The sequence below is a fragment of the Geodermatophilus sp. FMUSA9-8 genome (assembly GCF_037034165.1).
GTDB classification, from domain to species: domain Bacteria; phylum Actinomycetota; class Actinomycetes; order Mycobacteriales; family Geodermatophilaceae; genus Geodermatophilus; species Geodermatophilus nigrescens.
This window is the reverse complement of record NZ_JBAGKE010000001.1, coordinates 328272-339531: the sequence shown is the minus strand read 5'-3', so window position 1 is coordinate 339531 and position 11260 is coordinate 328272. Positions and strand designations below refer to the sequence as shown.

Annotated in this window: 8 protein-coding genes and 1 tRNA gene; 3 read left to right on the top strand and 6 right to left on the bottom strand. The window is 75.7% G+C overall.

What is annotated here, in order from left to right; translation table 11 throughout:
- Positions 1-23: 23 nt before the first annotated feature.
- Both WA616_RS01615 and WA616_RS01610 read left to right on the top strand, forming a co-directional pair.
- Entirely contained in the window at positions 24-1064 is a 1041-nt protein-coding gene (locus WA616_RS01615) for an alcohol dehydrogenase catalytic domain-containing protein (protein WP_336026705.1), read from the top strand.
- 70 nt (positions 1065-1134) lie between these two features.
- Positions 1135-3657, top strand: coding sequence for an excinuclease ABC subunit UvrA (locus tag WA616_RS01610; protein ID WP_336026703.1), 2523 nt, complete (start codon positions 1135-1137; stop codon positions 3655-3657).
- Between the two features lie 16 nt (positions 3658-3673).
- Here the strand turns inward: WA616_RS01610 and WA616_RS01605 are convergent, their stop codons facing one another.
- The 6 genes from WA616_RS01605 to WA616_RS01580 all read right to left on the bottom strand — a co-directional run bounded on the left by WA616_RS01605 (position 3674) and on the right by WA616_RS01580 (position 10420).
- On the bottom strand, positions 3674-4420 hold the full coding sequence (locus WA616_RS01605; RefSeq protein ID WP_336026702.1) for an alpha/beta fold hydrolase: 747 nt from the start codon (positions 4418-4420) through the stop codon (positions 3674-3676).
- Positions 4421-4547: 127 nt separating this feature from the next.
- Positions 4548-6218 (bottom strand): helix-turn-helix domain-containing protein, encoded by a 1671-nt coding sequence (locus WA616_RS01600; protein ID WP_336026700.1) that lies wholly within the window; start codon positions 6216-6218, stop codon positions 4548-4550.
- A gap of 79 nt (positions 6219-6297) precedes the next feature.
- Complete coding sequence (locus WA616_RS01595) at positions 6298-7584, bottom strand: MFS transporter (RefSeq protein WP_336026697.1); 1287 nt, start codon at positions 7582-7584, stop codon at positions 6298-6300.
- Positions 7585-7772: 188 nt separating this feature from the next.
- Positions 7773-8651 carry an alpha/beta fold hydrolase gene (locus tag WA616_RS01590; RefSeq protein WP_336026695.1) on the bottom strand — a complete coding sequence of 293 codons (879 nt, stop codon included), beginning with the start codon at positions 8649-8651 and terminating at the stop codon, positions 7773-7775.
- Positions 8648-10123, bottom strand: a complete 1476-nt coding sequence (locus tag WA616_RS01585) for an FAD-binding oxidoreductase (protein ID WP_336026694.1) — start codon at positions 10121-10123, stop codon at positions 8648-8650. The genes WA616_RS01590 and WA616_RS01585 overlap by 4 nt, the downstream gene beginning before the upstream one ends.
- Positions 10124-10335: 212 nt before the next feature.
- A tRNA-Leu gene (locus WA616_RS01580) sits at positions 10336-10420 on the bottom strand.
- A gap of 112 nt (positions 10421-10532) precedes the next feature.
- On the opposite strand from WA616_RS01580, the gene WA616_RS01575 reads away from it, so the two are divergent.
- Entirely contained in the window at positions 10533-11231 is a 699-nt protein-coding gene (locus tag WA616_RS01575; RefSeq protein WP_336026691.1) for an SHOCT domain-containing protein, read from the top strand.
- Positions 11232-11260 lie beyond the last annotated feature (29 nt).

Below are 11260 nucleotides of genomic sequence, written 5' to 3'. Positions count from 1 at the left end.
CGGCGGGCTGGCAGCCTGGGGCGGTGCGCGCGGTGGTCGTCGAGTCGGTCCGAGCCCTGCCCGAGGTCCGGGAGGTGCCCGAGCCTCCAGCCCCGCCGGGCGGGGTGGTGCTGCAGGTGACGGCCACGGGGGTGTGTCGCAGCGACTGGCACGCCTGGGCGGGGCACGACGACGACGTCGTCTTCCCGCACGTGCCCGGTCATGAGCTCGCCGGCGTGGTGGCCGAGGTCGGTGCGGGGGTCACCCGCTGGCGCGCCGGCGACCGGGTGACCGTCCCGTTCGTCTGCGGCTGCGGGCGCTGCGCGTGGTGCCGCGCCGGGGACGCCCAGGTCTGCCCGGACCAGCAGCAGCCGGGGTTCACGCACTGGGGCTCCTTCGCCGAGTACGTGGCCCTGCACGCGGCCGACGCGAACCTGGTGCGCATCCCGGACGCCGTCGACGACACCGCCGCGGCCGCGCTCGGCTGCCGGTTCGCCACCGCGTACCGCGCCCTGGTCGGCCGCGCGCGGGTCCGCGAGGGGGAGTGGGTCACCGTGGTGGGCGCCGGCGGGGTGGGGCTGAGCGCGGTCATGATCGCCCGCTCGCTGGGAGCGCGGGTGGTGGCGGTGGACCGCAACCCCGGGGCCCTCGCCGTGGCCGCCGGCCTCGGCGCCGAGCACACGGTGCCCGCCGACGGCCGCGACGTCCCGGCCGCCGTCGCGGACCTGACCGGCGGCGGGAGCTCCGTCGCCGTCGACGCGGTGGGCAGCGAGCAGACCTGCGCCGACTCGATCCTCAGCCTGCGCCGGCGGGGGCGGCACGTGCAGGTCGGGCTGCTGCCGCCGGTCGACGGGCACCCGCGGGTGCCGATGGCGCGGGCGATCGGCTGGGAGCTGGACCTGCTCGGTAGCCACGGGATGGCCGCGGCGGACTACCCCGAGATGCTGGCGCTGGTCGAGCGCGGGGTGCTGCAGCCCCAGCGGCTCGTCGAGCGCACGATCGGCCTCGAGGAGGCGGCCGCGCTGCTGCCGGTGTTCGACCGCGCGCCGGTCGCCGGGATGACGGTGGTCGACCCCGCCCGCTGACGCCGGCCGGCCCGGCCGGGCTGGGTGCCCCGCGTGCCTCTCCCGCCCGGGCGCAGGTCAGGCTGGAGCCGTGATCGACGAACCGGGCCGCGCGTCCTCGCCGACGGACCCGTTCGTCCGGGTGCGCGGCGCCCGCGAGCACAACTTGCGCGACGTCGACGTCCACGTCCCGCGGGACGCCCTGTTCGTCTTCACCGGCGTCTCCGGATCCGGGAAGTCCTCGTTGGCCTTCGGCACGATCTACGCGGAGGCGCAACGCCGGTACCTCGAGTCCGTGGCCCCGTACGCCCGGCGGCTCATCCACCAGGTCGGCGCACCCGCCGTCGACGAGATCACCGGACTGCCGCCGGCGGTGGCGCTGCAGCAGAGCCGGGGCACTCCCAGCAGCCGGTCCACCGTCGGCACCGTGACGACGCTGTCCAACTCGCTGCGGATGCTGTTCTCACGCGCCGGCATCCACCCGCCGGGGTCGACCGGCCGGCTGGACTCCGACGCCTTCTCGCCCAACACCGCCGCCGGCGCCTGCCCCGAGTGCTCCGGTCTGGGCAGGGTGCACCTGGTGACCGAGGACAGCCTGGTCCCCGACGCGTCGCTCAGCATCCGGGACGGCGCGATCGCCGCCTGGCCGGGCGCCTGGCACGGCAAGAACCTGCGCGACATCCTGGTCGAGCTCGGCCACGACATCGACCGGCCCTGGCGGGACCTGCCGCGAGCCGAGCGCGACTGGATCCTGTTCACCGACGAGCAGCCGGAGGTCACCGTGCGCCCCGTCCGCGGGGTGGGTCAGATCCAGCGCGACTACCAGGGCCGGTACACCGGCGCGCGGGCCTACGTGCTGCACACCCTGGCCACCACCAAGAGCGCGACCATCCGGCAGCGGGTCCTGCGGTTCGTGCAGACCTCGACCTGCCCGGTCTGCTCGGGCAGCCGGCTGCGGCCCGAGTCCCTGGCCGTCACCGTCGGTGGCCGCAACATCGCCGAACTGGCAGCCCTGCCGCTGACCGCGCTCGTCGAGACGCTCCGCCGGGCACCGCGGGCGACCGACGTCGCTGCGCGGATCACGGCGGACCTCCTCGGCCGCATCGAGGTCCTCACCACGTTGGGCCTCGGCTACCTCAGCCTGGACCGCACGACCCCGACCCTGTCACCGGGCGAGCTGCAACGGCTGCGGATCGCGACCCAGCTGCGGTCGGGGCTGTTCGGCGTGGTGTACGTCCTGGACGAGCCGTCCGCGGGGCTGCACCCGGCCGACGCCGAACCGCTGCTGGAGGTCCTGGACCAGCTGGTCGCGGCCGGCAACTCGTTGTTCGTCATCGAGCACGACATGGCGCTGGCCCGCCGCGCCGACTGGATCGTCGACGTCGGCCCGCTGGCAGGGCAGCAGGGCGGCCGCGTCCTCTACAGCGGGCCCGTCGCCGGCCTGTCCCGGATCGAGGACTCGGTGACCCGGCGCTTCCTCGTCGACCGGGAGCCGCCGGTCGGGCGGCCGCGACGGCAGCCCACGGGGCACCTGCGGCTGGGTGGCATCGACCGGCACAACCTGCGCGACGTCGAGGCGGGCTTCCCGCTCGGGGTCCTCACCGCGGTCACCGGCGTCTCCGGCTCGGGCAAGTCGACGCTGGTCAGCCAGGTGCTGGCCGACGTCGTCTCCCGGCGGCTCGGCTTCCCCGCGACGGCCACGGACGGCGCCGACGACGCCGGGAACGACCCGACCGCCGATGCGGACGAGCTCGTCCAGGACACCGCGGGGGTGACGGTGCAGGTCGAGGGGCCCGCGGCCGTCGACCGTCTGGTGCGCGTCGACCAGAGGGCCATCGGCCGGACCCCCCGGTCCAACCTGGCCACCTACACCGGGCTCTTCGACGCGGTGCGCAAGCTCTTCGCGGCCACCGAGGAGGCCCGCAGGCGCGGCTACGGCGCCGGGCGGTTCTCCTTCAACGTGGCCGAGGGGCGCTGCCCCACGTGCCAGGGCGAGGGCTTCGTGACCGTGGAGCTGCTCTTCCTCCCCGGGACGTACTCGCCCTGCCCGACCTGCCACGGTGCGCGGTACGACCCCGAGACGCTGGAGGTCACGCACCGCGGCAAGAACATCGCCGAGGTGCTCGACCTGACCGTCGACGCGGCCACGGAGTTCCTCGCCGACCTCGCGCCGGTGGCCAGGAGCCTGCGCGTGCTGCAGGAGGTCGGTCTGGGCTACCTGCGCCTCGGACAGCCGGCGACGGAGCTGTCCGGCGGCGAGGCGCAGCGGGTGAAGCTGGCCAGCGAGCTGCAACGGGCCCGGCGGGGGCACACGCTGTACGTCCTCGACGAGCCGACCACCGGGCTGCACCCCGCTGACGTGGAGCTGCTGGTGCGCCAGCTCCACCAGCTCGTCGACGCGGGCAACACCGTGGTGGTGGTGGAACACGACATGGACGTCGTCGCCGACGCCGACTGGGTCATCGACCTCGGGCCCGGTGCCGGTGACCAGGGCGGCAGGATCGTGGCCGCCGGCACGCCGGAACGGGTGGCCACCGCGCCGGGGAGCCGGACCGCCCGCTTCCTCGCTCCCCGGCTCCCGCGGGCGGAGGTCCCTCCGTCGTCCCCGGCGTGAGCTGCACCCCGGACCGTCAGCGGGCCCCGTCGCCGAGCAGCACGTCGCGCACCGACGCGTAGGTGCGGTCGGCGTCCTCGAGCCAGAAGTCGTGACCGACCCCCGTCACCCGCCGGACGTCCCAGCCGAGCGCCTCCAGGCGCGCCGCCGTCGCGTCCGGCAGCACGGCGCGGGAGTCGTCCGACAGCACGATCGTCGAGGGGACCGCGGGCGGGGCGACCGGCGCCGGCTCGTGGGCGACGTCGCGGAAGACGCGGAGGGCCATCCCGCGGTCGAACCGCGAGGTGGCAGCCTCGCGCAGCCGCGCGTCCTGGGGGGACGGGGCAGGACGGCCACGGCTGCGCCACTTCTGGGCGAGCGCGGCCACCGTCAGACCCACCGGTGCGGTGGCCCAGAACAGCCGGCCGGTCAGGCCCCCGGTCGGGAGCCCGAGCCGGAAGCCGGGATCGAGGTAGACCGCGCGCGCCGGTGCCAGCCGCCCGACCGCACGCTCGAGCACCGAGCCCCCCAGGGAGTGGCCGACGACGACGTCCAGCCCGACCGGGAGGGTCTCGACGAGGTCGTCGGCGAACGCGCGGACGGAGTACTCGTCGGCCCGGTCGCTCGCCCCGTGTCCGCGCAGGTCGACCGTGGTGACGGTGACGCCGCCCGCGGCGACGAGGCGGTCGGTGAGCCCGCGCCACGTCGCGCCGTCACCGCCCAGCCCGTGGACCAGGGCCACCCGGCGCGCACCCGCACCCTGGACCTGCGTCGCCAGCTTCACCGCGCCTGCCTCTCCTGGTCCGGGCGTCGCTCCGGACGCTAACCGGGCCCGGTGCCGGCACGGGATGGGGACTTCCTCCCCACCGTGGCGGCCCGGGTGGAGACCCTCGACGTCCGGCGAGGAGCGGTCAGCGGGACCGCCCGGCCATCAGGCGGTGCAGGCGCAGGGCCACCTGGAGCTCGAGGGCCCGCCCCGGCTCCTTCCACCGCGACCCGAGGACCTCGGTGATCCGGTCGAGCCGCTGGTACAGCGTGTTCGCGTGGATGTGGAGCGCCTCGCAGGTCCGCGCGTGGTGGCGGGCCTGCTCGAGGTAGGTCTCGAGCGTCACCGCCAGGTCCCGCTGCCTCTCGCCGTCGTAGTCGAGGAGGGGGCCGACCGTGGCGCGGACGAACGCCGTGAGGTCGGCGCGACCGGAGCGGCTGAACAGCGACCGGTACATCCCCAGGTCGTCGCTCGTGGCGCAGGAGCCGGCCCGGTCGAGGGCGATCAGCAGAGCAGCGGTCTGCCGGGCCTCCTCGTGGCCCGCCCGGACCCCCGCGGGACCGCCCGCGCCGGCGGCCAGCCCCGTGGTCGGCGTCGCGACGTCCGCCGCGGACAACCGCGCCACGGCAGCACGTGCCTGCTCGACGGGTGCGGGGAGGAGCACGACGACCTGTCCGGCGTGGGGGGCGGACCACCCGCGCAGCTCGGCGGCGAGCCGGGCGGCGAAGACCCCGGCCGCGGCGGCTCCGGCCGGCTCTGCGTCGACGACGGCCACGGTGACGACCGCGTGGAGGTCGATGCCGATGGCGCGGGCCCGGCGCAGCAGGCTGGCCTCGTCGGCGCCGGAGGAGAGCAGGGCGTGGACGAACTCGCCGCGCGTGCGCAGCTCGGCCTCGGCGACGGAACGCTCCGACGCCAGCAGCACCGCCACCGTGGTGGCCCCGATCCGGAGCAGGCGCACGGCCTCCTCGTCGGGCACGGTGGTCGGGGCCGCGACCAGGTCGCCGCCGTGCCCCCACGGCAGCTCGACGGGGACGACGAGCCCGCCGTCGGGAACCGGCTCGCCCGCCAGGGTGCGGCCGTCGTGGTCGCGGATCGCCACGACGAGGCCGGCCGACCGGTCGAGCGCCGCCACGACCGCCGGGAGCCCCCCGCCGTGGAGCACGACCTCGTTGAGCACGTCACGCAGGTCGCTGGCGCGCTCGCGGCTCGCGCTCACCTCGCGCAGCGTCGCGTTGGCCGCCCGGAGCTCGGCCGCCGCGGCCCGCTCCCGCTCGAAGAGGTCGGCCGTGCGCAGGGCCAGCGCCGCGTGGGCCGCGAGCCCGGCGAGGAGCTCGACGTCGTGCGCGGCGAAGGCCCGGGCCCGGCGCTCCGCGGCGAGCAGGACGCCGAGCGTGTCGTCCCCGACGACGAGGGGGACCCCCAGGATCCCGCCGAGCTGCTCGCTGCTCGCGGCCGAGTCGACGCCGTCGGTGTGCGGGAAGCGTCCGTCCTCGAGGTAGCTCTCGCTCCACAGCGGGCGACCCGAGGCCAGGACCTGACCGCCGAGGCCCTGTCCGCGCTCGAGCTCGATGCCGCGCATCGCCGAGCCCATGGCGCCGTCCACGACCTCGATCCGCAGCACGTCGCCGCGCAGCAGCATGATGTAGGCGACGTCGACGCCGAGCAGTCGCCGGGCCTGCCGCGCCACCTCGTCGAGCACGTCCCGGGTGTCGTGCAGCGCGGCGAGCCGACGAGCGAGGTCGTTGAGGACGACCAGCTCGTCGGCTCGGCGGCGCAGCTCGGCGACCGGCGGCGCGGCGTCGTGGGCACCCATGACCTCATCCTCGCCCGCGCGGGCCGGACCGGGGGGTCACGCTGCCGGGCGCCCCATCAGCGGCGGAACCGCCGCCGCGTCACCGCACGGCCTTGACCGGGCGGATGGCGGCCGCGCCGAGCATGACGAAGACGATGCCGGAGACGAAGAGGACGGGGTACCCACCGGTGAGCGTCACGAGGCCGGCGGCGATCGAGGGGCTCAGAGCCTGCGGGACGGTCGTGGCGAGACCGAGGATGGCCAGGTCGCGCCCGGCGCTGCCCCCGCCGATGCGGGCGGGCAGCACCTCGGTCATGAGGGCGAGGTCGATGGAGATGTAGGTCCCGAACCCCAGGCCCAGCAGGAAGGCGTAGACCAGGATGCCGGTCGTCGTCGGCACGACGAGGGGGACGGCCAGGGCGATCGCCATCACGACCGAGGACCAGACGATGAAGGGCTTGCGCCGGCCGACGCGGTCCGAGAGCCAGCCACTGACGGACGCCGAGACCAGGACCCCCACGAGCAGGACGACGCCCATCGTGGCGGCGAAGGAGTTGGACTCCTCGTCACCGAGGCCGATGTAGTCGCGCAGGATGTACAGGCCGTAGGTCTGGGCGCCGTAGAACCCGATCACCATGAGGAAGCGGGAGAAGAAGGCCCAGGCGAAGTCGGGGTGCCGGCGGGGGCTGACCCAGAACCCGCGCAGGAACTCCCGGGCACCGGTGCGCTCGCGGGGCAGGTGCGTGCTCGGCTCGTCGCGGTTGACCACGACGAAGGCGCCGACGATGACGAGGACGAGGCCGGCCAGGACGACGTAGGGGAGGGCGCCCCGGGTGGCGGTGCTGCCGGCCACGGCCACGCCGACCGCGTTGCCGATGATGATGCCGACCCCGATCATCGCGGAGACGCCGCCGCGGCGGGCCGCGGGGTAGCGGTCGGGCACGACGGCCGTCGCGGCCGCCTGCAGGGCGTTGACGCCGACCTGGACGACGAGCCACACCAGCGCGACGGTGAGCACCGACTGCGCCATCGGCAGGCCCACGAGGAACCCGCTCGTCAGCAGGGCGCCACCCACCATCCACGGCGTGCGGCGGCCGAAGCGCGACCGGGTGGCGTCGGACAGGGCGCCGGCCACCGGCTGGGCGAAGATGTTGGCCACGAAGGCGACGGTGGTGACGATCGCGAGGTTGCCGATCTTCCCGGCCTCGTCGATCCCCGCCACGATGTTCGGCAGCAGGATCCCGTTGCCCCCCGAGTTGACCGCGAGGATCGCGACGTAGACCAGCAGGAGCCCGAACGACATCCGGCGCATCCGGGTCGCGGGTGCCGGGGCCGCCTCGGTCGGCTCGCCCGGCAGGACGGTGGTGGGGAACTCGCTCGTCGTCATGTCGTGGGTGATCTCCTGGTCCGGGCCGGCTCGTCGCCGCCTCCGCTGTGACGCTAGGCACCTCGACCCGGCGGCACGATGGGGAACCTCTCCACGGAACCCACCTCCGGACGGGGGAGACGTCCATCCATCAGTGCGGGCGGACCGCCGTCAGCCGTGCGCGGCCGCCCGACGCCTTCCCGCCCGGCTCACGACCCCAGGTTGGCGCGCAGGGCCGCGACACAGGCCGACGCGCCGTGGTCGGTCATGACGATCGCCGCGTGATCGACCCCGTCCACCAGCTCGGCGGAGACGAGGGACGGGGTCGTGGCCACCAGGCGGGCCACGTGCGCGGACGCGTACATCGGCGCCGAACCGGCCCCGGTGCTCCACGGCGCGTGGACCAGCCTGATCGGCGCCCGCACGGCGGCGAGAGCCTCGGCCGGAGCCCCGGAGGCGAAGACCGAGACCGCGTCGTCGACCACCGTCTCGAGGTCGCGGTGCACCGCCAGCCCGCCGTCGACCGCCGCGAGGTCGTGCGCCACCAGGGCTCGCATGCGCGGGTCGTCGGCCCCTGTCAGCGGTGCGACGCTGCCCCGGTAGTGCTCGAGGTACGCCGCCTCGTCCGCCCAGACCCGGTCGGCGGCGTACTGCGCGCGCACCCTCGGCGCCAGTGCTCCCGCCGGCGGGGGTCCCTGCTCGCCGAACTCCAGCGGCAGCCCACCGTCGACCAGGGTGACGGTGCGGACGCGGTCGGGGTGCCGGGCGGCGAGCTCGGTGACGACGAAGCCGCCCAGCGACATGCCGAGGAGGTGGACCCGGTCGAGCCCCAGCGCGTCCAGCAGGGCCACGAGCTGCTCGGCGCGCGCGGGCACCGAGGACGGGCCGGGCCGCGCCGGCGTCCCGCCGCGGCCGGCGAGGTCGGGGGCCACCACGCTCACCTCCGGCGCGGCGTCGAGGACCCACGACCACAGCCGGTTGTTGCTGGACACGCCGTGCACCGCGAGCACCGGCTCGGTCGTGCCGGGCCGGGTCAGCACCTCGAACGGCCCGGCCGCGGTCTCGACCACCTCGGACGTGGCGCTCACGACGCGCTTCCCGGCGAGGCCGGGGACGAGGAGAAGACCTTGCCGGGGTTGAGCAGGTGGGCGGGGTCGAGGGCGGCCTTGACGGCGCGGTGCATCGCGAGGACCTCGGGGGACAGCTCGGCGGCGAGGCCGTCGCGCTTGAGCAGACCGACGCCGTGCTCGCCGGTCACGGTGCCCCCGAGCGCGAGGGCGTCGGCGATGATGTCGTCGAAGGCCGCCTCGGCGCGGACCCGGGCGTCCTCGTCGCCCGGGGGCGTCACCAGCAGCGGGTGCAGGTTCCCGTCGCCGGCGTGGGCGATGTTCGCGATGACGACGTCCCGTCGGACCGCGGTGCGCTCGATGCGCGCCAGCATCTCGGGCACCTGCTCCTTGGGGACGCACACGTCCTCGGTGAGGACCGGCCCCAGGCGTTCGAGCGCGGGGTAGGCGAGGCGCCGCGCGGCGAACAGCGCCTCGGCCTCGGCCTCGTCGGTGGAGCGTTCGGCCCAGGTGGCGCCGGCGGTGCGCAAGCAGCCGACCATCTGCTCGGCGAGGCCCTCGCCGAGCTCGCCCGGCTCGTCGAACCGACCCAGCAGGACGACCTCGGCCTCGGTGGCCAGGCCCATGTTCTTCCACTCGTCGACGGCGCGCAGGCAGTGCCGGTCGACCAGCTCCAACGCGGACGGCACCAGGCCGGCCTCGCCCACGGCCCGCACGGCGGCGCCGGCAGCGACGACGGAGGAGAAGAAGCCGGCGACCGTCACGGCCGGGGCGGGCAGGGGGCGCAGGCGGACGGTGACCTCGGTGACGATGCCGAGCGTGCCCTCGGACCCGATGACGAGGCCCATCAGGTCGTAGCCCGCCACGCCCTTGGCGGTGCGCCGGCCGAGCCGGACGACCTCGCCGCGGCCGGTGACGACCTCGAGCTGGAGGACGTAGTCGCGGGTGACGCCGTACTTGACGCAGCACAGGCCCCCGGCGTTGGTCGCCACGTTGCCGCCGATCGTCGACCAGGGGGAGCTCGCCGGGTCCGGGGGGTACCAGAGGCCGTGCCCGGCCACCGTCTCGCGCAGCACGTCGTTGACGACACCGGGCTGCACGACGGCGAGGCGTTCCAGGGGGTTGACCTCGAGCACCCGGTCCATCCGCTCGAGCGACACGACGACGCAGCCGTCGACCGCGTTCGCCCCGCCGGAGAGCCCGGTGCCGGCACCACGGGCGACGACCGGGACCCCGTGGCGCAGGCACGTCCGCACCACGTGGACGACCTCGTCGGTGCAGGTGGCGCGGACCACCGCAGCGGGCCGCCCGTGGGGCGCCCACGCCGCCTGGTCGTGGCTCATGCTCGCGACGACCTCGGGGTCGGTCAGCACGGCGCCGGCCGGCAGCCGGGCGGCGAGCTCGTCGGCGAGCGCGGCGTCCGAGACGTCGCGGGTGGCCGACGAGGTCGATGTGGTCGTCCGTGTCGCCGCCACCGGGGTTGTCATCGTCATCAGGGAACCAGATCAGGGACGTCGCCCCGACGCCGTGGAGACCGTCCACGTCGTCACGGGGTCCCGATGGAGGTTCCGACCCTGGGGAAGGCCTCCGTGGCAGCCGGCGGTCAGGAACGCGGCCGGGCGTCTCAGCCGGCTGTACGGCCGCGTTCCGAGGGGAACGAGAACGCCCCGGGCTCCTGACGTGCAGGAACACCGGGGCGGTGCTGTGTCCGAGGGGGGACTTGAACCCCCACGCCCGATAAAGGGCACTAGCACCTCAAGCTAGCGCGTCTGCCATTCCGCCACCCGGACGAGTGCGAGACAGAGACTACCCGACGGGTCGCGCCGGCCCGCAGGGGTACCCCGCCGTGTCGGGGGCCCGACCCCCTCCCGCAGGGACGCCCGCGCCCCTAGCCTGCCCGCCGTGCCCCCGCCGGACGCCCCGCCCGCCTGGTCCGCGCGCCGCGTCACCGGGGCCGTCGTCCTCGGGGTCGGCGTCGCCGCCGGGGCCGCGGCGGTCACCCTGCTCTGGCGCCTCATGCGGTCGGTCACCGCCGTCGGCGGGTCGTGCGCCGACGGCGGCCCCTACGTCTCCGCCCAGCCCTGCCCCGACGGCACCGGCGCCACGATCGGCCTGCTGTTCGTCCTCGTGCCGCTGTTCCTCGGCGGCACCTGGTGGGGCGCCCTGCGCGCGCAGGCGCCGAACCCGGTCCTGCTCGGCTGGCCGGCGCTGTTCCTCACCCTCGGCTGGCAGTTCCTCCGCGACGGCGCCGACCCGCCCGCGGGCGCCGGCGACATCAGCCTCGGCTACCTGATCTGCGGCGTCGTCTTCGTCCTCATGGGCGCCGCGCCGCTGCTCCTCCTGCTGAGCGCCTGGCGCGGGTCCCGCCGCACCCGCCGCGCACAGGCCGGGCCGCCGCCCGTCGTCACGACGTTCCCGCACCTGCGGGACCACCGCCCGTCCCGGGGAAGCAGCGCGCCCGACCTGCCCGGCGGCGACGACCCCCGAGACCTCACCGGACGGCTCGAGCGCCTCGCCGCCCTGCACGCCTCCGGCGCGCTCACCGACGCCGAGTTCCGTGCGGCGAAGGCCGCCACCCTGGGCGAGGGGGCCGGCCGGTGACCCGCCGGGCGTGGTGGTGGGCGGGCTAC

What these genes read in the sequence shown, in the direction of transcription:
- WA616_RS01600 (WP_336026700.1), bottom strand. Translation starts at nt 6,218, where the DNA reads ATGGGTGCCCACGACGCCGCGCCGCCGGTCGCCGAGCTGCGCCGCCGA.
- WA616_RS01585 (WP_336026694.1), bottom strand. Translation starts at nt 10,123, where the DNA reads ATGACGATGACAACCCCGGTGGCGGCGACACGGACGACCACATCGACC.
- WA616_RS01595 (WP_336026697.1), bottom strand. Translation starts at nt 7,584, where the DNA reads ATGACGACGAGCGAGTTCCCCACCACCGTCCTGCCGGGCGAGCCGACC.